This is a genomic window from Actinomadura litoris (genome assembly GCF_009733595.1).
Classification (GTDB): domain Bacteria; phylum Actinomycetota; class Actinomycetes; order Streptosporangiales; family Streptosporangiaceae; genus Spirillospora; species Spirillospora litoris.
On sequence record NZ_WOFH01000005.1, the window covers coordinates 261,329 to 281,024 of the forward strand.

The following is a 19,696-nucleotide window of genomic DNA, read 5'->3' on the forward strand; positions in this document are numbered from 1 at the left end:
AATTCTTCCGCTATTAGGGAAGCAGTAGGTTGGTGTCGCCGAATTCGTGCCAGAGGTAGTTCTCTTTTAGGGCGGCTTCGTAGGTCGTTGTCAGGAGGTTTCGGCCTGCTATGGCGGTGAGCATCATCAGGTGGGACGAGCGGGGTTCGTGGAGGCCGGTCAGGAGGCCGTCCACGGCGCGGACGCCCTTCTCGGGGGTGATCACGTGCTCCGTCCAGCCCGAGGACGGGGTGACGCGGCCCTCACCGTCCACGGCCGTCTCCAGGGCGCGGACGACCGTGGTCCCTATGGCGATCACACGGCCCGACTGATTGCGGACGTGGTTCACCAGCGCGGCGGTCGGGGCGGGGACTTCGTAGCGTTCCGCGTAGGGCGGTTCGTGGGCCTCGGGGGACGCCACGCCGGTGTGGAGGGTGATCGGGGCCATGAGGACGCCCTGGGAGACCAGGCGGGTCACCAGTTCGGGTGTGAACGGGCGTGCGGCGGACGGCATCTCCGCGCTGCCGGTCGTCCTGTCATAGGCGAACGCGGTCTGGTAGGTGGCCGTGGGCCAGTCGCGGCGGACGTAGCCGTAGCGGATCGGCGTCCCGTGGCGGCGCAGGTAGGGGACGACGTCGGTGCTCAGCCGCGCCTCCCAGAGGCGGGCGGTCCGCCGCCGGACGAGGGTGAGGGTCGTGCCGCCGGGCATGGGGATCCACTCGCCGGTGCAGCCGCCGCCGTAGGGGAGGCTGGTCTTGCCGGTGCGGCGGCGCAGTTCGACGAGCCAGAGCCGGTCGCCGTCGCCGCCGGGGAGCGGGGTGGAGAAGTGCACGCTGATCCGGTCGAGCCGGACGGCGGCGGGCAGCGTCGCCGAGGTGTTGACGACCAGCAGGTCGCCCGGGTCGAGGAGGGCGGGCAGGTCGCCGAACCCGTGGTGGGAGACCTCGCCGGTGGCGCGGCGCCCGACCAGCAGCCGGACGCCGTCGCGGCCGCGGCCGCGGGCCTCGGGCGGCTCGCGGGCCTCCAGCGCGGCGGGCAGGACGAAGTCGAAGGTGTCGGTCATTTCACGGCCTCCAGCCGGAGAGCGGCGATGACGCCGAGGACGGCGATCGCGGCGAACAACGTCCCGGCGACGGCGAGCCCGGTGCCGAGCCGGTCCTCGCCGAAGCCGGTGACCAGCGCGCCCGCGACGCCGACCACGAGGGACGCGCCGAGGGTGTCGCTGATCTGGAGCGCGGAGGAGTTGTGGCCCTGCTCGCTCTCGGCGGAGCGGTCGAGCGTCAGGACGCTGAGGCTGCCGTTCGCGAAGCCCATTCCGGCGCCGCCGATCATCCAGGCGGGCACGGCGGCCCATCCGGAGACCTGGAGCGCGACCGTCACGCTGACGATGCCGGCGGTGACGAGCACGGCGCCGAGCAGGACGAAGAACTCGCGGGAGCGCTCGGACCTGCCCTGGATCTGGGACGCGGCCGACCAGCCGAGCCCGCCCACGGTCAGGACGACGCCCGCCATGGTGGGGGTGAAGTCGTGCAGCGAGGTCAGGGTCAGGGGGATGTACACGTCGGCGCCGAAGAAGGCGCCCGCCAGCAGGCCCCGGGCGAGGATCACGCTCGGCAGTCCGCGCCGCATCCGCAGCGCCCCGGCAGGCAGGAGCCTGGGCAGCCCGAAGCCGAGGCCCGCGATGCCCGCGGCGGCGAGCGGGACGATCGTCCAGCCCGCGCCGTCCAGCCCGTAGAGGAGGATCGCGGCGCCCGCCGTGATCGCGACCGCCGCCACCAGCCGCGACCGGAGCGGTGCCGTGACGTCCTCGGTGGGCGCGGGCAGCCCGCGCAGGACGGGGATGAGCATCAGCGTCGGCGGCACCACCAGCGGGACGAGGGCGAGGAACACCCACCGCCAGCCGACGTGGTCGGCGACGGCGCCGCCGATCGCCGGGCCGACCAGCGACGGCAGCACCCAGGCGGCCGACAGCGCGGCGAAGACCCGCGAGCGCAGTTCCTCGGGGTAGGCGCGGGCGATGAGCACGTACAGCGCGACCATGGGGATGCCGGTGCCGAGGCCCTGGACGGCGCGCCCGGCGACGAACACCCACATGGTCGGCGCGGTGCCCGCGATCGCCAGTCCGACGACGAACGCGGCGATCCCGACCAGGAACGGGCGCGCCGGGCCCGACCGGTCGACCCAGCCGCCCGCCACCACCGTGGACAGCAGGCTGGTGATCAGCGTGGCGCTGAACCCCCACGCGTACAGCGACAGGCCGTCGAGGCCGCGCGCGACGGCGGGCATGACGGTGCTCACCGCCATCGCCTCGAACGCGAGCAGCGTGACCAGCGTGACGATCCCGATGGTCACGGCCCGGTTCCCGCCGCCGAGCAGGCCCCGCGCGGGGGTCGGGGCGCCCGGCTCCAGGACGGTGGTCATCGCGCGGCGAGTTCGTCGGCCCGGTAGCGGCCGCTCGGACGGCGTTCGCTGATCAGCCGGTGCAGCGCGGCGGCGGCCTCGGCGGGCGGGGGCGCGGCGTCCGCGTCCTCACCGGCGGCGCGCAGCATGTCGGTGGCCATCTCGCCGGGGTCGGCCCACCACACCGCGAGGCGCGGCTCCTCGGCCGCCAGCACCCGCGACAGCTGCTCCAGCGCCGCCTTGCTCGACCCGTAGCCGCCCCACGTCTCATAGCCCTCGACCGCCGCGTCCGAGCTGATGTTGAGGATCGCCCCGCCGCGCGCCCGCAGGCTCGGCAGGACGGCCTGGATCAGCGCCAGCGGCGCGAGCACGTTGGTCGCGAACATGTCCGCCAGCTCCTGGACGGGCTGGTCGGCGAGCCGGGGCAGCGGCGTCGTCCCGAGCGTGCCCGCGTTGTTGACGAGCAGGTCGAGGCCGCCGGACACGGCCGAGGCGAGCGCGGCGCGGTGCGCGGCGTCGGTGACGTCGCCCGCGACGGCGGTCACCGGGCCGATGTCGCGTGCGGCCTCGTCCAGGGCGGCGGCGTCGCGCGCGTCGAGGACGAGGTTCCAGCCGTCCCGCGCCAGCTCGCGGGCGAGCGCCCGGCCGAGCCCTCGGGAGCCTCCGGTGATCAATGCGGTCTTCATATCAGCGACGCTAAGGATCGGCGCAGCTCACGGCATCGGCCGCCGGGGCCCGGGCGGATCCGCAAATGGTCGTAGGACCGGCGTCCCCCGCCTTCGCGGAGGACGCCCCGCCGCCCCCGGGAGTAGGCGCGCGGCCGGAACCTAAGTCCCAGGGCTGATTCGGGATGACCTGGCCAGAGAGTACGGTTTCCACATGTGGACGCCGGGCGGGCGTCCACCACGGACACGAGAGGCCGGAATGGGCACCGAGGCAGGCGCCGGCGGCGGGGGCGAGGGGGCGACCCTGCACGCCGTCAGCTCCGCCGTGCTCGCGGTCACCCGGCACCTGTCGGTCCACGAGGTGCTGCAGGTGATCGTCCGGGCGGCGGCGCAGCTGCTGGACGCCCGGTACGCCGCGCTCGGCGTGCCCGACGACGAGGGATCGTTCGGCGAGTTCGTCGTCGAGGGCGTCTCGGACGAGGAGTGGGACCGGATCGGCCCGCTGCCCCGCCAGCACGGCATGCTCGCCGCGATGCTGCACGGCGACACGCCCAAGCGGCTCAAGGACATCCGCCGCGAGCCGGAGTTCGAGGGCTGGCCGGTCGCGCATCCCGTCCTGAAGGACTTCCTCGGCGTTCGTATCCAGGACGGCGAGGACGTGCTGGGCATCATCTTCCTGGCGAACAAGCGCACCCCGGGCGGCTTCACCGAAGACGACGAGGAGCTGCTGTCGCTGTTCGCCGCGCACGCCGCGATCGCGATCATCAACGCCCGCCTCCACGAGCACAACCGCGAGCTGACCGTCGTCGCCGAGCGCAACCGGCTCGCGCGCGAGCTGCACGACGCGGTCGCGCAGAAGCTGTTCTCGCTGCGGCTGACGGCGCGCACCGCGTCCGCGCTCGCCGAGCGCGACCCGGCGCGCACCGTCCAGGAGCTGGAGCAGGTGGAGCGGCTCGCGGCCGAGGCGCTCGCCGAGCTGCGCGCCGTCATCTTCGAGCTGCGCCCCGCCGACCTCGCCGACGGGCTGGTCGCCTCGCTGCGCAAGCACGTCGAGGTGCTCGACCGGGCGCACGAGACGTCGGTGCGGTTCGCCGCCGAGGGCGCCGACGTGCTGCCGGAGGAGCATGAGACCGTCGCCTACCGCATCGCGCAGGAGGCCCTCTACAACGCGCTGCGACACGCCGACGCGCGGACCGTCGACGTCCGTCTCGCGGCGCGCGACGAGCACGTCGTCCTGGAGGTGGCCGACGACGGCTCCGGGTTCGAGGCGTCGGAGGCGGGGCGGTCGAACGGCGACGACCGCGGCCTCGGCCTCGCGTCCATGCGCGAGCGGGCCTGCTCGATCGGCGGCACGCTGACCATCGACGCCGCGCCCGGACGCGGCACGACCGTCCGGCTGGAGGTGCCGCTGTGACCGGCGCGCGCCGCGGTACCCCGATCAAGGTGCTGATCGCCGACGACCACCCCGTCGTCCGTCAGGGCCTGCGCACCTTCCTCGGCATCCAGGACGACATCGACGTCGTGGGCGAGGCCGACGACGGCACGGCGGCCGTGACGCTGGCCGAATCGCTGAAGCCCGATATCGTGCTGATGGACCTCAAGATGCCGGGCGTCGACGGCCTGACCGCGCTGACGGAGCTGCGGGCTCGTGGGGTGGCCGCGCGCGTCCTGATCCTGACCAGCGTCACGGAACGCGGACACGTGCTGCCGGCAGTACAGGCGGGAGCCGCCGGGTATCTGTACAAGGACGTCGACCCGCAGGCGCTCGTGCAGGCCATCCGGGCCGTCCACGACGGGCACGTCCTGTTCGCGCCCGACGCGGCCGAGGCGATGCTGCGGGCGGATCCGGCGACGGAGGAGAACCGCGGCCTGGCCGCGCTGACCGAACGGGAACGGGAGGTGCTCGTGCACATCGCGCGCGGCAGGTCCAACCGGGAGATCGCCCGCGCGCTCGTCGTCTCGGAGAAGACGGTCAAGACGCACGTGAGTAATCTGCTCATGAAACTGGGAGTGCAGGATCGGACGCAGGCGGCGCTGTATGCCGTCCGGCACGGTGTCGGAGCCGCCGGGGAGGCCGCCCGTGACTGACAGAACTCCTCTGACAGGATCGTCATCGAAATTGGTATGAACGTAGCAATCAGGTACGCAGCAGGCAGCGACATCGGGTGCAACCGAGAGAACAATGAGGACTCGGGCTACGCCGGTGCGCGGTTGATCGCGGTCGCGGACGGCATGGGCGGCTATGCCGGCGGCGAGGTCGCGAGTTCGACCGTCATCGGTTCCCTGCGCTCGCTGGACACCGCCGCCCACAGTGACGACCTTGTCGAGATCATGGGACGCGCCGTCGCGGAGGCCAACGAGAAGTTGCGCATCGTCCGCGAGGAACGCCCCGACCTCAGCCGGATGGGCACCACGCTCACCGCCATGCTGTGGTCGGGCGAGTCCGTGGCGCTCGCGCACATCGGCGACTCGCGCGGCTACCTGCTGCGCGACGGCGAGCTGTTCCAGATGACCCAGGACCACACGATGGACGAGCTGCTCAAGGCCGAGGCCGAGCAGGCGGGCCAGACCGCCGACCCGGCGGAGACGTCCCGGCTGTCCCACGTGCTGTACCGGGTGCTGGACGGGCGCGAGGACCGCGAACCCGACCTCCGGCTGCGCGAGGGCCGCCTCGGCGACCGCTACCTGCTGTGCTCGGACGGGCTCAGCGGCCCGGTCGACGCCCAGCGGATCTACGAGATCCTCTCGGCGGAGGCCGACCCGCAGCGCGCCGTGGACCGGCTCATCGAACTGGCCCGCGAGAACGGCGGCCCCGACAACATCACCGCCGTCGTCGCGGACGTCGTCGAGTCCGAGCACATCGGCGAGCCCGACGCGCCGCGCGTGGTGGGCGCCGCCGCGAACGCCTGACGCCGCACACCGACCCGGCGCGCGTCCCGGACGCGAACACCACTCCTCCGCGCGCCGCCGACCCCCGCCACACCCCGCGCCGTCCTCCGCACGACCGCGCCGTCTGTGCGACCGTGCCGTTCTTCTGTGCCGCGCCATCTGTGCGACCGCGCCGTCCTCTGTGTGACCGCGCCTTCTGGGTGACCGAGCCGTCCCCGGCGCCGCGCCGCGCCGTCCTCCGCGTGACCGCGCCACCTTCCGCACGACCGCGCCGTCGTTGTGACCGCGCCGTTCTTCTGTGCCGCGCCATCTATGTGACCGCGCCGTCCCCGGCGCCGCGGTGCGCCACACTCGGCGCCGCGCCGTCCTTCGCGCCGCGCCGTCCTCCGCGCCGTCTTCCGCGCTGCGCCGTCCTTCGCGCCGCGCCGTCCTCCGCGTTATCTTCCGCGGTGCGTCGTCTTCCGCGGTGCGTCGTCTTCCGCGGTGCGTCGTCTTCCGCGGTGCGCCGTCCTTCGCGCCGCGCCGTCCTTCGCGTCGTCTTCCGCGGTGCGCCGTCCTCCGCGGTGCGCCGTCCTTCGTGCGGTTTCGTCCTGTGTGCCGTGTCGTCCTTCGCGCGACCGCGCGTGCTCCAGTGCTTCGTGCCGCCTCCGCTTCGCGAGTCGCGGCCGCCCTTCCTGCTCGGGTTGCGCCGCGCGCGGCGTTCGCTTCGCGTTGTTCCTGTGCTTGCGGCCTTCTGCGGGTCGCGTCGTCTGGTTTGTGGTTCGTGTCCTCTGCTGTGACCTGCGTAGTTGTCTCCGGGTTCGCCGTCGGGTGGTGGCGGTGCGCGCGTCCTGGATGATCCAGCGGGGCGGTCCGGACGTTTTGCTCGTAGATGGGGCAGGAAAGGTGCCCATGTAGCTGGCACTTTGTCCTACTCTTGCCGTGAGGTGGTGTCCTCACGCTCTTGGTAACGGTCCCATCGCGGATGGTCGCGGAGACTTGACCCACCTCGGGGTGAACCCGGTATATGGGTCACTCGGACGAATGTCATCGAGGCGGAGGAATCCTTGGGGGGAGTGCCCGGGGCGGCGGCCGCGGGCGTACCGGACGGTGCGCTCGGCGGGATCGTCAGCCGGACCCTCACCGCGGCGCGGCACGGCCCCGTGGGGGTACTTCTGCGCGTCGCGGCGATGGCCATCGCGGCCGTCGGCGCGGCATGGATCCACCGTGTCAACGACCCCGGCGTGCTGTGCCCCCTCCGGGCGCTCACCGGCATCCCGTGTCCCGTCTGCGGCGGCACCACCGTGTTCATCGAGTTCGGGGCGGGCCGTCCGGCCGAGGCCGTGCTCGCGAACCCGGTGGCGCTCACCGCCGCGGCCGGCGTGGCCCTAGCGCCGCTGGGACTGGGTGGACGGTGGTGGGCACTCCAGCCAAGGACCCGTGCCTGGTTGCTCGGCTCCGCCCTCGTGGGGTCGGAGTTGTGGCAGCTCGTCCGGCTCGGTGTTCTTCGAGTTTGAGCCGATGTCCGTCGTCGGTCAGACTTGCGGAGCCCTCCGGGTCCGGCGGGCGTCACATATCCACAGGGTCAATCAATAAGGAGCAAGTGTGGGTAACCCCTACGACCCCTACGGTCAGCAGCCGGGCTACGGGCAACAGCAGCCCGGGTACGGCCAGCCGCCCGCCCAGCCCGGTTACGGTCAGCCCCCGGCGCAGCCGGGCTACGGTCAGCCTCCCGCCCAGCCTGGATACGGCCAGCCCCCGGCCCAGCCTGGTTACGGTCAGCCTCCGGCGCAGCCCGGGTACCCGCCCGCGGCGCAGCCCGGGTACGGCCAGCCTCCGGCGCAGCCCCCCGGGCAGCCCTACCAGGAGGTGCACCACCACCACTACGGCTCCACCGGCCAGCTCGCCGAGTGGGGGTCGCGCGCGGGCGGCTACATCATCGACTACCTGATCTTCGGTGGTCCGCTGTTCGTGCTGTACCTGCTCGGCGCGCTGCTCAGCAGCTCGGGCGGCGGCGCGGCGGTGCTCGGTCTGCTGCTCATCCTCGTCGGCGGGTTGATGTCGTTCGCCGGGGGCCTGTGGATCTGCTACCAGGAGGGCACGACCGGCCAGTCCATCGGCAAGCGGCAGATGGGCATCCGCCTCATCAGCGCGCAGACCGGGCAGCCGATCGGCTTCGGCATGGCGTTCGTGCGCAAGCTCGCGCACATCGCCGACAGCTTCCTGTGCTACCTCGGCTTCTTCTGGCCGCTGTGGGACGAGCGCAAGCAGACGTTCGCCGACAAGATCGTGAACACCATCGTCGTGCGCGCCTGACCGCCCGACGGTACGAGCGGGGCGTTCCCATCGGGGACGCCCCGCTTTCGTGCGTCCGGGACCGGTCCTAGGGCACCGGGTCGAAGGCGCTGTTGCACGCGGCGACCAGTGCCCGCCGGACGGCGCGGTCGAGCAGCCGCAGCGCCTCACCCCGACGGAACATCTGGTCGGCGGTGAGGCCATGGTCGTCCAGCCGCCGGGCCAGGTCCACGACGAGGGAGAGCCGTCCGGCGAGCGCGGCGAGTCGGTGCGCGCGGGGCGGGTAGCCGGGCGCGAGCGGGTGGTCGCCGCGGTGCGGGTCGCGCAGGTCGGCGAGCGCGTCGGTGATCTCGGGCGGGACGCCGGACACGCCGTCCACTGTGAGCAGCGCCTCGGTCGCGTCGCGCATCGCGAGCGTGAGCTGCCGGTCGGCGTCGGCGAGGGACGGGACGTCGGGCAGCCCCGGCGCCGCGCCCCAGGTCGTCCAGCGGACGCCGACGTAGGACGAGCCGCGCCGGTCCTCGGACGGCACGAGCCCCATCGCCCGCTCGCGCAGCTCCCGCTCGCCGAGCTGGACGACGACGGCCGCGCCCGCCTCGATCGCCGCGCGGTTGAGGTCGGGCGGGCCGGTCAGCCCGAGCGGGTCACCCGGCGCGGGCAGTGCCAGCCGGAACGCGCTCATGCCCGCGACGCGCAGGTCGCCGAGACCGCGCCGGAGCGTGACCTCGGCGGGCTCGCCGCCGAGGATCTGCGGCCCCGCCGCCTTCTCGACGGCGTCGACGGCCTCGTCCAGACCGACGTGCCCCGTCAGCCATGCGTTTCCCCACGCCACCAGCGCGGTCGCGACGTCGTTGCTCATCCATCCCCGAAAATCCCCAGTGGGCATGCGATCCACGATAAGCGCTCCCGTCGCCGGCGCCACCGCACGTGTGCGCAAGGCCCCACGGAGAGGGGAGCCCGCCGGGCCATGCGCGCCGCCGATCGCATAGGTTCTTTCCTGAGAAACAGGCCACCTGGATTGCGGGATCGAGGTCGAGGGCGCGCGATGACCGGCGAGGTACTGCAGCTCCACGGAGTCGGGGTGACGCGCGGCGGCGCCGACCTCCTGCGCGATGTCACGTGGACGGTGAACGAGAACGAGCGCTGGGTGATCGTCGGCCCGAACGGCGCGGGCAAGACGACCCTGCTCCAGATCGCGGCGGCGATGCTGCATCCGACGCGCGGGTCGGTCGAGATCCTGGAGGAGGAGATCGGCAAAACCGACGTCTTCGAGCTGCGCCCCCGGATCGGGCTGGCGAGTTCGGCGGTGGCCGAGCGGGTGCCGACGTCGGAGAAGGTCATCGACCTGGTGCTGACCGCCTCGTACGCGATCCTCGGCCGCTGGCAGGAGGAGTATGAGTCCACCGACCTGACCCGGGCGCTCGCGCTGCTGGACGCGCTCGGCTGCTCCGACCTGATCCGCCGCACGTTCAGCACGCTGTCGGAGGGCGAGCGCAAGCGGGTGCAGATCGCCCGCGCGCTGATGCCCGACCCGGAACTGCTCCTGCTGGACGAGCCCGCCGCCGGGCTGGACCTCGGCGGCCGCGAGGACCTCGTCTCCCGGCTGGCCGGCCTCGCCGACGATCCGGCGGCGCCCACGATGGTGATGGTCACCCACCACGTCGAGGAGGTCCCGGACGGGTTCACCCACGCGCTGCTGCTGCGCAAGGGCGAGGTCGTGGCGCAGGGCAAGGTCGACGAGGTGTTCACCGAGGAGCACCTGACGTCGTGCTTCGGGCTGCCGCTGACCATCGACCGGCAGAACGGCCGCTGGTACGCGCGCGCCGTCCGCTGACCCGGCGAACCGTCGCGCGACCCTCTGACCCGGGGTTCGCGCGCGGGAGTGACCCCCCGTTCACATCGCGTGGCGCGCGGTCTCTACCATCGGGAGCGCAGTTGAGGAACCGCTAGCGCTTGGATGGGACGCCCTTGAACGTGCTCGACGCGCTCGCGGTGTTCGCGGCCGGGGTCGCCGCCGGCGGCATCAACACGATCGTGGGGTCGGGCTCCCTGATCACGTTCCCGACCATGCTGGCGCTCGGCTACGTGCCGGTGGTCGCGAACGTCTCGAACAACATCGGGCTCGTCATGGGCAGCGTGACCGGCGCCTACGGGTACCGCGAGGAGTTGAAGGGGCAGCGGGAGCGGCTCGTCCGGCTCGGCAGCGCGTCGCTGGTCGGCGCGCTGGTCGGCGCGGTGCTGCTGCTCGGGCTGCCGGCGGGCGCGTTCCAGGTGATCGTCCCGGTGCTGATCGTGATCGCGCTCGTGCTGGTGGTGGTGCAGCCGAGGCTCCAGGCGTGGACGCTGAGCCGCCGCGACGGCGAGGGCCGGGCGCACGGCGGCCCCTGGCTGTGGACGGGCGTGCTGCTCGCGGGCGTCTACGGCGGCTACTTCGGCGCCGCGCAGGGCATCGTGCTGATCGCGCTGCTCGGCATCGCGCTCGACGACGACCTCCAGCGCGTCAACGCGGCCAAGAACGTGCTGTCGGCCGTGGTGAACGGCTCGGCGGCCATCGTGTTCATCGGAATGTGGCTCTTCGCCGACACCCGGATCGACTGGCTCGCGGTGCTGCTGATCGCCGCCGGGTCCATCCTCGGCGGCCTGGTCGGGGCCCGGGTCGGGCGCCGGATCCCGCCGCTCGTCCTGCGCGGCGTCATCGTCGCGGTGGGCCTGGTCGCGATCGCCAATCTTCTGCTCTGACCTGCGGCTTCGTGCCGCTCGGACGGCCCCGGGAAGGGTTGCCGGAGCCGGTTCGCGGGTATAAGTCGAATATATGTTCGACTACCGGAGGAGTCGCCGATGAAGGGTGACAGGGTCGAGATCATGATCGACGCCGGCGGTGAGGGAACGCGGACCTACGAGGTCCTCGCCACCCGGGCCGGGCGCCGGGTGGAGGTCGCGACCAGGCGCGGCGTCGTGGAGGTCAGCGAGGTCACCCGCACGGGCACCGCCGTCCGCACGGCGCGGTTCATGGCGAGCCGCGTCCTGGCCCTGGTCGAGTACCCGAGCGCGGACGCCGCCCAGCCCGACGAGACGGACTGACCCCGCTCAGCCGATGGGGCGCACCTGCACGAGGCCGTCCTCGGTGACGCGGCTCTCGAAGGAGGGCTGGCGGCCGGTGGCGGGGCCGTGCACGACCGAGCCGTCCACGACGCGGAACGTGCTGCCGTGCCAGGGGCAGACGACGCAGACGACCGCGTCGTCGTCGGTGACGATGCGCCCCTGGTGCAGCGGGCCCGCGAGATGGCTGCACCGGTCGGCGAGGACGTGGATCTCGTCCCCGGTCCGCAGCACGAACAGGCTGATGTAGCCGAGGCGCCGGTGCACCGGCCAGCCGTCGGGGAGGTCGTCGGCCGGGCACAGGTCGTGCCAGCCGAGCGCGACCAGGTGCGCGACCTGGTCGGCGTGGTTGGCGCCCGCCGCCAGCCGGAACGCCAGGTGCCCGCCGAGGTAGCCGCCCGCCAGCAGCGCGGCCAGGCCCGCGAACCCGAGGGCCCGCCCGGTGCCCTCCCGGCCCCGGGATCGTGCCACCAGCGACGCCGAGTACAGCGTGCTCGCCGTCAGCATCCCGGAGGCGTGCACGAGCCCGACGCGCTGCTGCTCGCGGTGCAGGGCCGACCAGTCGGAGAGCCCGGCGAGCGCGGTCGGGACCGCGCCCGCCAGGCCCGCCGCGACGAGGATCCGCGCGGCGCGGCCGGTGCCCGGCAGCAGGTCGAGGACGCCGGCGGAGATCCAGCAGCCGACCGGCACGTCGGTCAGCGGGGGGTGGGCGGGATGCCCGAACGGGACGCCGTGCAGCGTGTCCTTGACCGGCCCGGGACGCAGCGTCCGGCGGACGGCCGAGGAGATCAGCCGGATCGTGTGGTCGAGCCCCCGCGCGTGCTCCAGCCCCTCGGCCGCGTCCACCAGCCGCTGGGACGCCTGCGGCCCCGGCCTCCGGAAGATGTTGCTCGCCCGTCGGTTCATGTCCCTCCTCGGGTGCGTGCATATTCACGAAGTCACGGCGGTGTCATCGGCCCCCGGCCCGCGCCTTGCGGGCCCGGGTCGTGACCGTCCCCCGGCGAGCGCGGCGACGCTTCGCGATCCTCCCCGCGGGACCCGCCTCCGGCGTCGCCCCACCGAGAAGGTAACGCGCTCGCGCGACGGCTCAGGCCATTTCACGACACACCCTAGCCTCCGCGTTCCCCGGCGGCCGTTCTGGTGAGCTTACCTGCAGGTAGAGGGCCTAAACCGGTCGAAATGCGCAGTGGCCGCGGGGCCTGTCGCGCCGTCCGTTCCGGGGTTACCGTGAGAGGTGAGGACATCGGCCGCCTCAGGGAGCCGCTATGGAGGCGTGGATCGCCTGGCTGCTGCTGGCGGCGCTGCTCGGGCTCGCCGAACTGCTGACGCTGACCCTGGCGCTCGGGCTGCTGGCCGCCGCCGCGCTGGCCGCCGGGCTGGCGGGAGCGCTGGGCCTGCCGCTCGGCGCGCAGGCCGCGGTGTTCGCGGCCGGGTCGGTCGCGGGCCTGGCCGTGGTGCGGCCGCTCGCGCGGCGGCACGTCCGGCAGGCGCCCGCGCTGCGCAGCGGCACCGCCGCGCTGGTCGGGCGGGAGGCGCTCACGCTCACCGAGGTCAGCCGCTCGGGCGGCCGGGCCAGGATCGGCGGCGAGGAGTGGACGGCCCGCCCCTACGACCCCGACCTGGTCATCCCCGCGGGCACGCCCGCCGACGTCCTCGCCATCGAAGGGGCCACGGCCCTGCTGTACCCGCTCGGGGAGCCGTCATGACCGACATCGCGATAGCCGTCCTCGTCGTCCTGGCCGCCGGGGTGGTCGTGCTGGCCACCGCCGTGATGCGGGCGGTGTGGATCATCCCGCAGGCGCGGGCCCGCAACGTGGAGCGGCTCGGCCGCTACCACCGCACGCTCGAACCGGGGATCACCTTCGTCGTCCCGTTCGTCGACCGCGTGAAACCGCTCATCGACCTGCGCGAGCAGGTGGTCTCGTTCAAGGCGCAGCCGGTCATCACCGAGGACAACGTCGTCGTGCACATCGACACGGTCCTGTTCTTCCAGGTCACCGACCCGCGCGCGGCCGACTACGAGATCGTGAACTACATCAAGGCGATCGAGCAGCTCACCGCGACGACGCTGCGCAACGTGATCGGGACGCTGGACCTGGAGGCGACGCTGACCTCCCGCGACCGGATCAACACGGCGCTGCGCGGCGTGCTGGACGACGCGTCCGGCAAGTGGGGCATCCGGGTGACCCGGGTCGAGATCAAGGCGATCGAGCCGCCGCCCTCGATCAAGGACGCGATGGAGAAGCAGATGCGCGCCGAGCGGGAGAAGCGCGCCGCGATCCTGACCGCCGAGGGCGCCCGCCAGTCCAAGATCCTCACCGCCGAGGGCGACAAGCAGTCGGCGATCCTGAAGGCCGAGGGCGGCAAGCGCGCGGCGATCCTGGAGGCCGAGGGGCAGTCGGCGGCGATCGCGCAGGTCTTCGAGGCCGTCCACGCCGCCGACCCGGACCCGAAGCTGCTCGCCTACCAGTACCTCCAGACGCTGCCGAAGCTCGCCGAGGGCCAGGGCAGCACGTTCTGGGTCATCCCCAGCGAGGTCACGGCGGCGCTCCAGTCCGTCTCGAAGGCGTTCGAGGGCTCCCTGGACGAGGTCACGTCGTCGATCACCCGCGCGGCGCGTCCCTCGCCCGACGTCCCGGCGCAGGCAGAGCGGCGGAAGCTGTCCGGCGACGATGTGGCGCCCTACGAGCTGGCGCCGGGCGAACCCCACGGCGTCGCGGACCGGAAGGCGCGCTAGACGCCTGAGGGGGCACAGGGACCCGAGTTTCCCTGTGCCCCCGGAGGGCGCGAATGCCGTGGACCGCCGTCGGCGGTCGGGCGGGCTCGCCACGACGTGATAGTGCCGTCGGCGGTCGAGCCCACAGTGGCACGGTAGCCGCCGGCGTCCACGATCGCCAGGAGGCCGCCGCCGACGTTTCCGGTTCGGGCGGCGAAAAGGGGCGGCCCCGCACGGGGCCGCCCCTTCGCGCCGCTGGTCAGGTGCCGTTGATCCCGAGGCCGGTGGCGACGCGGTCGCCGAGGTCCTTGTGCACGTTGCGCCAGTACTCGACGACGCGCCTCCTCATGTCGGCGGTCACCTCCGGGGCCGAGGCGTGGCCCACGATGTTGGAGACCATGTGGTCGCGGTCGGTGCCGGACAGCACCTTCTCCCACAGCGTGCGGGGCTGGCCGTGGTCGTCGTCCTCCGCGTGGAGCGTGTAGGCGCTGCGGATGATCTCGCCCGCCACCCCGTAGCCCTCGCCCTCCCAGAGCGCCGGGTCGGCGGCCGGCCCGCCCGCGCTGTTCGGCGCGTAGACCGGGTCGCCGGAGTTGGCGTAGGCCATCGCGCCGTCCTTGTTGTAGGAGTGCACGGGGCTCTTCGGGCGGTTGACCGGGAGCTGGAGGTAGTTCGCGCCGACGCGGTAGCGGTGGGCGTCGGGGTAGGAGAACAGCCGCCCCTGGAGCATCTTGTCCGGGGAGGCGCCGATCCCGGGGACGAAGTTCGACGGCTCGAACGCCGCCTGCTCGATTTCGGCGAAGTGGTTCTCGGGGTTCCGGACGAGCGTCCACCGGCCGATCGTGATCGGCGGGTAGTCGCCGTGCGGCCAGACCTTGGTGAGGTCGAACGGGTTGAACCGGTAGTCCGCCGCGTCCTCGAACGGCATGACCTGCACCTGGACCGTCCAGGACGGGTGGTCGCCCTTCCTGATCGCCTCGTGGAGGTCGCGGAGGTGCGCGTCGGGGTCGACGGCCTGGAGCGCGGCGGCCTCGTCGGCTGTGTAGTTCTTGATCCCCTGGTCGGTCTTGAAGTGGTACTTGACCCAGAACCTCTCCCCGGCGGCGTTGTACCAGAGGAACGTGTGCGAGCCGTGCCCGTTCATGTGGCGCCAGGAGTACGGCGTGCCCCGGTCGGTCATGAGCAGCGACACCTGGTGCGCGCTCTCGGGCGAGAGCGTCCAGAAGTCCCACTGCATGTTGTGGTCGTGCAGGTTGGTGTCGGCGCGCCGCTTCTGGGAGTGGATGAAGTCGGAGAACTTCTGCGGGTCGCGGATGAAGAAGACCGGCGTGTTGTTGCCGACGAGGTCGTAGTTGCCGTCCTCGGTGTAGAACTTGATCGCGAAGCCGCGCGGGTCGCGCGCGGTGTCGGCGCTGCCGAGTTCGCCCGCGACCGTGCTGAAGCGCACGATCGACTCGGTCCGCGCGCCCTTCTGGAACAGCTTGGCCTTGGTGAACTGGCCGACGTCCTCGGTGATCTCCAGGACCCCGTACGCGCCGCCGCCCTTGGCGTGGACGACCCGCTCGGGCACGCGCTCGCGGTTGAAGTGCGCCATCTTCTGGATGAGGTAGTGGTCCTGCATCAGCAGCGGGCCGTTCGGGCCCACGGACTGCGAATGCTCGTCGCTCGGGGCGGGGTTCCCGGAGTCGTTCGTGGTGGTGGGCCTGTCGGACATGGCGCGGTTCTCCTCGCTCCGTGGGCGCTCTGGATCGTCTGGGTCATCGGTGTCTGAGTGATCCCAACCTATCCGCTTAACTTGAATGGCTCAAGTTTAGGAACTTTGCGCCTTTGGTCGCCTCGGGTCCGGTAGCGGGTGGATCCGCGAACCTTCGCTTGATCACCCGAGTCCAAGCAGGCACGACGAGCGGGAGGCGGACATGGGGACCGGACGTGGGACGAGACGGGCGTTCGCCCTGCCGAAGTCGCCTCTGCTCGCGGCGGTGGCGGCGGCGACGCTGGCGACGGCCGGGTGCGGGGCGCTCGCCGACGCCTCCGGGTCGGCGGACGGTAAGCGGCCCGCGGGCAAGCCGTTCACCGTCGCCTTCGGCGGTGACGTGCACTTCGAGGGCGAGCTGCGGGCCCGGCTCGACTCCTCCCCCGACACCGCGCTCGGCCCGGTCGCGGGCGGCCTGAAGCGCGCCGACCTCGCCATGGTCAACCTGGAGACGGCGGTCACCGAGGGCGCGACCCCGGCGCCGAAGCAGTTCACGTTCCGGGCGCCGCCGTCGGCGTTCCGCGCGCTCCGGTCCGCCGGGGTGGACGTGGCGACGATGGCCAACAACCACGGCATGGACTACGGGGTCACCGGCCTCCAGGACTCCCTCGCCGCCGGGAAGCAGGCCGGGTTCCCGGTCGTCGGCATCGGGCGCACGGCCGACGAGGCGTTCCGCCCCTACCGGACGGCGGTCAACGGCGCGAAGGTCGCGGTGATCGGCGCGACCCAGGTGCTGGACGACAACCTCGTGCAGGCGTGGACGGCGACCGGCGCGGGGCCGGGCCTCGCCTCGGCCAAGGACGCGCCGCGCCTCGTCGCGGCCGTGCGGAAGGCCCGCGAGGACGCCGACGTCGTGATCGTCGACCTGCACTGGGGGCAGGAGCTGAACCCGTGCGCGACCCCCGTCCAGCGGCAGCTCGCGGCGCAGCTCGCCGACGCCGGGGCGGACGCGATCGTCGGCAGCCACGCGCACGTCCTGCTCGCGGGGGGATTCCTGAAGGGCAAGTACGTCCACTACGGGCTCGGCAACTTCGTGTTCTACAACTCCTCCGGGCGGACGGCGCAGAGCGGCGTGCTGACGTTGACGTTCGACCCGTCCGCGAAGACGCGGCGCGTGACCCGGGCCGACTGGGCCCCGGCCGAGATCTCAGGCGGCGTTCCGCGGCCGCTGTCGGGCCCCGCGGCGCAGGAGGCCCGCGCGCAGTGGGAGGGCCTGCGCCGCTGCGCCGACGTCACGGCGACCCCCTGACCCCGCTCGCCGGGCCGACCTTCCGGCGAACCCCCTGATTTCGCCCACCGTGCGGGCGTCAAGGCGCGCCCATGATCATTCCTGCCGGCGGGCGGGTGCGGCGTCCTCCCGCTAAGCGGGGGTTTCATGTGAATCATCGGACGGTTGTTACATCCGGGGCCCTCTGGGTGCTACGGGCGGTTTCTGTCATGCTGGGCCCCAGCCGAACAGGGAGGTCCGATGCGCGGGAGAACGCTCGCGGTCACCGCCGTCGCCGGGGTGACGGTGCTGGTCGCGGCCGCGTGCGGGGGCTCCGGCGGGTCCTCAGGGGAGACGGACGCGCGGGGCGCGACGCCGCCCGCCGCGTCCCGTCCGGCCGAGGGGCCCGCGAGCCCGAAGGCGGCGGCGGCCAAGAAGCCGATCGTCATCGCGTTCGGCGGCGACACCCACTTCGAGGGGCAGCTCCGCTCGCGCCTCGGCAGCCCGAGGACGGCGCTCGGCCCGGTCGCGGCGCAGCTCCGGCGCGCCGACCTGGCCATGGTCAACCTGGAGACGGCGATCACCACGGGCGGGACGCCCGCGCCCGGCAAGGAGTTCGCCTTCCGCGCCCCGCCGTCGGCGTTCACGGCGCTCCGGGGAGCGGGCGTGGACGTGACGTCCATGGCCAACAACCACGGCATGGACTACATGGAGGGCGGCCTCCGCGACACGCTCGCCGCGATCAAGCGCACCGGGTTCCCGGTCGTCGGCATCGGAAAGAACGCCGACGAGGCGTACCGGCCCTACCGGACGACGGTGAAGGGCAACCGGATCGCGATCGTCGGCGCCACCCAGGTGCTCGACGACAACCTGATCGAGGCGTGGACGGCGACCGACACCAAGGGCGGCCTCGCCTCCGCGAAGAACGTGCCCCGGATGGTGCAGGCGGTGAAGGAGGCCCGCAAGGGGTCCGACGTCGTGATCGTCCACCTGCACTGGGGTCAGGAGCTGAAGTCGTGCCCGCTGCCCCGCCAGCAGGAACTCGCGCGGCAGCTCGTCGCGGCGGGCGCGGACATCGTCGTCGGCGGCCACGCGCACGTCCCGCTGGGCGGCGGCTACATGAACGGCAAGTACGTCCACTACGGCATGGGCAACTTCGTGTTCTCGTCCGCGTCGGGGCAGACGGCCAACTCCGGTGTGCTGCTGCTGCGCGTCCAGAACGGCAAGATCACCGCCGACAGGTGGAAGCCCGCCCGCATCTCCGGCGGCCTTCCGATCCCGCTGACGGGCGCGGCCGCGGCGGCCGAGGCCAAACGCTGGAACGGCCTGCGCGGTTGCACCGGCCTACAGGCGCGTCCCTGACTGGACTCTCCCCTTAGGGGAGGGGCGAGGCTGAGGGTGTGAGCGAAGATCTCCTGCCCATCGGGCGGTTCGCGCGGTTGTGCAGGCTGAGCGTCAAGCAGCTGCGCAACTACGACGACCTGGGGCTGCTCGCCCCGGCCTGGATCGACCCATCGTCCGGTTACCGCTACTACCGCCGCGACCAGGCCCGCGACGCGCTGTCGATCGGGCTGCTCCGGACGCTGGAGGTGCCGCTGCCCGCGGTGGCGCGCGCCCTGTCCGGGGACGCGGCGGACGCCCTGCGCGAGGCCCGCGACCGGATCGAGGACGACCTGCTGCGCCGCCGCCGGGCGCTGCACCTCCTCGACCGGGTGCTGGCCGGGGGACTGCCGGAGGCGCGGGTGAGGACCGTCCGCGAGCCCGCCCGGCGGGTTCGGGTCGCGGCGGAGGCGGCGACGCCGACCACGATCGCGAGGGCCACCTCGGCGTGCGTGGCGCGGCTCCTCTCCGGCGGGACGCTGGAAGGGGCGCTGGTCGGGCTGTTCCCCCTGGACATGACCGACGGGTTCGACGTCCGCGTGGCCATGGAGGCGGCGGACGGCGCCGACCTGCTGCCCGGCGGCCTGTTCGCCGCCGCGACGCACGTCGGCCCCTACGAGGAGATCCAGCTCACGGTCTACGGGGTGCTGGCGTGGATCGGCGACCACGGGCACGCGCCCGGCGGTCCCGTGCGGGAGGTCTATCTGGACGACCCCGCGGCCACCGAGCCCGAACGCCTGCGCACCCAGGTGCTGATCCGACTGGAGGACGCGTGATGAACCTGTACGAAGCGGCCGGGGAGCCGGAGATCGCGGAGTTCGGCCCGGCCTCGGCCCTGTCCGTCTCCGGGCAGGGCGAGCCGGGCGGCGCCGCCTACTCCGCGAGCGTCGCCGCGCTGTACGCGGTGATGGGCGCGCTCGACGCCCCCATGGTGCCGCTGGAGGGACGCTGGTGGGTCGAGGACGAGCGGTCGCCGTTCGACGTCCCGCGTGAGGAGTGGCGGTGGCACCTGTTCCTGCGTCTCACCGGCGACGTCGCGCCGGGCGCGGTGGAACGGGCGCGGGAGCAGGTGCGGGCCGGGGTGCCGGCCGCCGCGCGCGTCCAGCGGGTGTCGTTCACCGACGGGCGCTGCGTGCAGATGCTGCACAGCGGACCGTACTCGGAGGAGCCCGCGAGCCTCACCCGCATGCACGCGCTGATGGAGGCCGAGGGGCTCGTTCCGAACGGGCTGCATCACGAGGTCTACCTGACCGATCCGCGCGAGGAGGACCCTGAGAAGATCCGCGTGATCCTCCGGCAGCCCGTCCGGTGAACACCGATCGGACCCCGCGGGC

The 19,696-nt window shown here is 72.9% G+C and carries 20 protein-coding genes; 14 read left to right on the forward strand and 6 right to left on the reverse strand.

Annotated elements, in window-relative coordinates:
• Positions 1-13 precede the first annotated feature (13 nt).
• From GNZ18_RS15950 to GNZ18_RS15960, 3 genes are read right to left on the reverse strand one after another with little or no spacing between them, the layout of a single operon-like run.
• On the reverse strand, positions 14-1,042 hold the full coding sequence (locus tag GNZ18_RS15950; RefSeq protein WP_156217251.1) for an S-adenosylmethionine:tRNA ribosyltransferase-isomerase: 1,029 nt from the start codon (positions 1,040-1,042) through the stop codon (positions 14-16).
• Complete coding sequence (locus GNZ18_RS15955; protein WP_156217252.1) at positions 1,039-2,400, reverse strand: MFS transporter; 1,362 nt, start codon at positions 2,398-2,400, stop codon at positions 1,039-1,041. The genes GNZ18_RS15950 and GNZ18_RS15955 overlap by 4 nt, the downstream gene beginning before the upstream one ends.
• Positions 2,397-3,065 (reverse strand): SDR family NAD(P)-dependent oxidoreductase, encoded by a 669-nt coding sequence (locus tag GNZ18_RS15960; protein ID WP_156217253.1) that lies wholly within the window; start codon positions 3,063-3,065, stop codon positions 2,397-2,399. The genes GNZ18_RS15955 and GNZ18_RS15960 overlap by 4 nt, the downstream gene beginning before the upstream one ends.
• A 238-nt stretch (positions 3,066-3,303) precedes the next feature.
• Here GNZ18_RS15960 and GNZ18_RS15965 point away from each other — a divergent pair, with 238 nt between their 5' ends.
• The 5 genes from GNZ18_RS15965 to GNZ18_RS43680 all read left to right on the forward strand — a co-directional run bounded on the left by GNZ18_RS15965 (position 3,304) and on the right by GNZ18_RS43680 (position 8,228).
• Positions 3,304-4,458: a GAF domain-containing sensor histidine kinase gene (locus tag GNZ18_RS15965; protein WP_156217254.1), complete on the forward strand. Its 1,155-nt coding sequence runs from the start codon at positions 3,304-3,306 to the stop codon at positions 4,456-4,458.
• Positions 4,459-4,481: 23 nt separating this feature from the next.
• On the forward strand, positions 4,482-5,132 hold the full coding sequence (locus GNZ18_RS15970; protein ID WP_214616575.1) for a response regulator: 651 nt from the start codon (positions 4,482-4,484) through the stop codon (positions 5,130-5,132).
• A gap of 36 nt (positions 5,133-5,168) precedes the next feature.
• Complete coding sequence (locus GNZ18_RS15975; RefSeq protein ID WP_156217255.1) at positions 5,169-5,954, forward strand: PP2C family protein-serine/threonine phosphatase; 786 nt, start codon at positions 5,169-5,171, stop codon at positions 5,952-5,954.
• Positions 5,955-6,988: 1,034 nt separating this feature from the next.
• The gene (locus GNZ18_RS15980) at positions 6,989-7,429 is read left to right on the forward strand and encodes a DUF2752 domain-containing protein (protein ID WP_242883914.1); all 441 of its coding nucleotides are present in this window, start codon (positions 6,989-6,991) and stop codon (positions 7,427-7,429) included.
• A gap of 88 nt (positions 7,430-7,517) precedes the next feature.
• Positions 7,518-8,228, forward strand: a complete 711-nt coding sequence (locus GNZ18_RS43680) for an RDD family protein (protein ID WP_214615555.1) — start codon at positions 7,518-7,520, stop codon at positions 8,226-8,228.
• Positions 8,229-8,295: 67 nt separating this feature from the next.
• On the opposite strand, the gene GNZ18_RS15990 is transcribed toward GNZ18_RS43680, so the two are convergent.
• Entirely contained in the window at positions 8,296-9,066 is a 771-nt protein-coding gene (locus GNZ18_RS15990; protein WP_156217256.1) for an Rv1486c family protein, read from the reverse strand.
• A 186-nt stretch (positions 9,067-9,252) separates the two neighbouring features.
• Between GNZ18_RS15990 and GNZ18_RS15995 the strand changes: the two genes are divergently transcribed.
• The 3 genes from GNZ18_RS15995 to GNZ18_RS16005 all read left to right on the forward strand — a co-directional run bounded on the left by GNZ18_RS15995 (position 9,253) and on the right by GNZ18_RS16005 (position 11,288).
• Positions 9,253-10,041 (forward strand): ABC transporter ATP-binding protein, encoded by a 789-nt coding sequence (locus GNZ18_RS15995; RefSeq protein WP_156217257.1) that lies wholly within the window; start codon positions 9,253-9,255, stop codon positions 10,039-10,041.
• A gap of 134 nt (positions 10,042-10,175) precedes the next feature.
• The gene (locus tag GNZ18_RS16000) at positions 10,176-10,946 is read left to right on the forward strand and encodes a sulfite exporter TauE/SafE family protein (RefSeq protein WP_156217258.1); all 771 of its coding nucleotides are present in this window, start codon (positions 10,176-10,178) and stop codon (positions 10,944-10,946) included.
• A gap of 99 nt (positions 10,947-11,045) precedes the next feature.
• On the forward strand, positions 11,046-11,288 hold the full coding sequence (locus tag GNZ18_RS16005) for a DUF8836 family protein (RefSeq protein ID WP_156217259.1): 243 nt from the start codon (positions 11,046-11,048) through the stop codon (positions 11,286-11,288).
• Between the two features lie 6 nt (positions 11,289-11,294).
• Here GNZ18_RS16005 and GNZ18_RS16010 read toward each other — a convergent pair whose 3' ends face one another.
• Positions 11,295-12,212, reverse strand: coding sequence for a Rieske (2Fe-2S) protein (locus tag GNZ18_RS16010; protein WP_156217260.1), 918 nt, complete (start codon positions 12,210-12,212; stop codon positions 11,295-11,297).
• Positions 12,213-12,571: 359 nt separating this feature from the next.
• Between GNZ18_RS16010 and GNZ18_RS16015 the strand changes: the two genes are divergently transcribed.
• Complete coding sequence (locus GNZ18_RS16015; RefSeq protein WP_156217261.1) at positions 12,572-13,012, forward strand: NfeD family protein; 441 nt, start codon at positions 12,572-12,574, stop codon at positions 13,010-13,012.
• Positions 13,009-14,043 carry an SPFH domain-containing protein gene (locus tag GNZ18_RS16020; protein WP_156217262.1) on the forward strand — a complete coding sequence of 345 codons (1,035 nt, stop codon included), beginning with the start codon at positions 13,009-13,011 and terminating at the stop codon, positions 14,041-14,043. The genes GNZ18_RS16015 and GNZ18_RS16020 overlap by 4 nt, the downstream gene beginning before the upstream one ends.
• Positions 14,044-14,281: 238 nt before the next feature.
• Here the strand turns inward: GNZ18_RS16020 and GNZ18_RS16025 are convergent, their stop codons facing one another.
• Positions 14,282-15,736, reverse strand: a complete 1,455-nt coding sequence (locus GNZ18_RS16025; RefSeq protein ID WP_156217263.1) for a catalase — start codon at positions 15,734-15,736, stop codon at positions 14,282-14,284.
• Between the two features lie 202 nt (positions 15,737-15,938).
• Between GNZ18_RS16025 and GNZ18_RS16030 the strand changes: the two genes are divergently transcribed.
• From GNZ18_RS16030 to GNZ18_RS16045, 4 genes are all read left to right on the forward strand, one after another.
• The gene (locus tag GNZ18_RS16030) at positions 15,939-17,024 is read left to right on the forward strand and encodes a CapA family protein (RefSeq protein ID WP_156217264.1); all 1,086 of its coding nucleotides are present in this window, start codon (positions 15,939-15,941) and stop codon (positions 17,022-17,024) included.
• A gap of 219 nt (positions 17,025-17,243) precedes the next feature.
• Positions 17,244-18,344 carry a CapA family protein gene (locus GNZ18_RS16035; protein ID WP_156217265.1) on the forward strand — a complete coding sequence of 367 codons (1,101 nt, stop codon included), beginning with the start codon at positions 17,244-17,246 and terminating at the stop codon, positions 18,342-18,344.
• A 38-nt stretch (positions 18,345-18,382) separates the two neighbouring features.
• Entirely contained in the window at positions 18,383-19,138 is a 756-nt protein-coding gene (locus tag GNZ18_RS16040; RefSeq protein ID WP_214615549.1) for a MerR family transcriptional regulator, read from the forward strand.
• Positions 19,138-19,674 (forward strand): GyrI-like domain-containing protein, encoded by a 537-nt coding sequence (locus GNZ18_RS16045; RefSeq protein ID WP_156217266.1) that lies wholly within the window; start codon positions 19,138-19,140, stop codon positions 19,672-19,674. Before GNZ18_RS16040 ends, GNZ18_RS16045 begins: the two co-directional genes overlap by 1 nt.
• The last annotated feature ends 22 nt before the right edge of the window (positions 19,675-19,696 follow it).

Bases quoted from the DNA above. Each gene is read 5' to 3' on its own strand.
- GNZ18_RS15950 (WP_156217251.1), bottom strand. From the start codon at position 1,042: ATGACCGACACCTTCGACTTCGTCCTGCCCGCCGCGCTGGAGGCCCGC.
- GNZ18_RS15955 (WP_156217252.1), bottom strand. From the start codon at position 2,400: ATGACCACCGTCCTGGAGCCGGGCGCCCCGACCCCCGCGCGGGGCCTG.
- GNZ18_RS15960 (WP_156217253.1), bottom strand. From the start codon at position 3,065: ATGAAGACCGCATTGATCACCGGAGGCTCCCGAGGGCTCGGCCGGGCG.
- GNZ18_RS15965 (WP_156217254.1), top strand. From the start codon at position 3,304: ATGGGCACCGAGGCAGGCGCCGGCGGCGGGGGCGAGGGGGCGACCCTG.
- GNZ18_RS15975 (WP_156217255.1), top strand. From the start codon at position 5,169: ATGAACGTAGCAATCAGGTACGCAGCAGGCAGCGACATCGGGTGCAAC.
- GNZ18_RS15990 (WP_156217256.1), bottom strand. From the start codon at position 9,066: ATGAGCAACGACGTCGCGACCGCGCTGGTGGCGTGGGGAAACGCATGG.
- GNZ18_RS15995 (WP_156217257.1), top strand. From the start codon at position 9,253: ATGACCGGCGAGGTACTGCAGCTCCACGGAGTCGGGGTGACGCGCGGC.
- GNZ18_RS16005 (WP_156217259.1), top strand. From the start codon at position 11,046: ATGAAGGGTGACAGGGTCGAGATCATGATCGACGCCGGCGGTGAGGGA.
- GNZ18_RS16010 (WP_156217260.1), bottom strand. From the start codon at position 12,212: ATGAACCGACGGGCGAGCAACATCTTCCGGAGGCCGGGGCCGCAGGCG.
- GNZ18_RS16015 (WP_156217261.1), top strand. From the start codon at position 12,572: ATGGAGGCGTGGATCGCCTGGCTGCTGCTGGCGGCGCTGCTCGGGCTC.
- GNZ18_RS16020 (WP_156217262.1), top strand. From the start codon at position 13,009: ATGACCGACATCGCGATAGCCGTCCTCGTCGTCCTGGCCGCCGGGGTG.
- GNZ18_RS16025 (WP_156217263.1), bottom strand. From the start codon at position 15,736: ATGTCCGACAGGCCCACCACCACGAACGACTCCGGGAACCCCGCCCCG.
- GNZ18_RS16030 (WP_156217264.1), top strand. From the start codon at position 15,939: ATGGGGACCGGACGTGGGACGAGACGGGCGTTCGCCCTGCCGAAGTCG.
- GNZ18_RS16035 (WP_156217265.1), top strand. From the start codon at position 17,244: ATGCGCGGGAGAACGCTCGCGGTCACCGCCGTCGCCGGGGTGACGGTG.
- GNZ18_RS16045 (WP_156217266.1), top strand. From the start codon at position 19,138: ATGAACCTGTACGAAGCGGCCGGGGAGCCGGAGATCGCGGAGTTCGGC.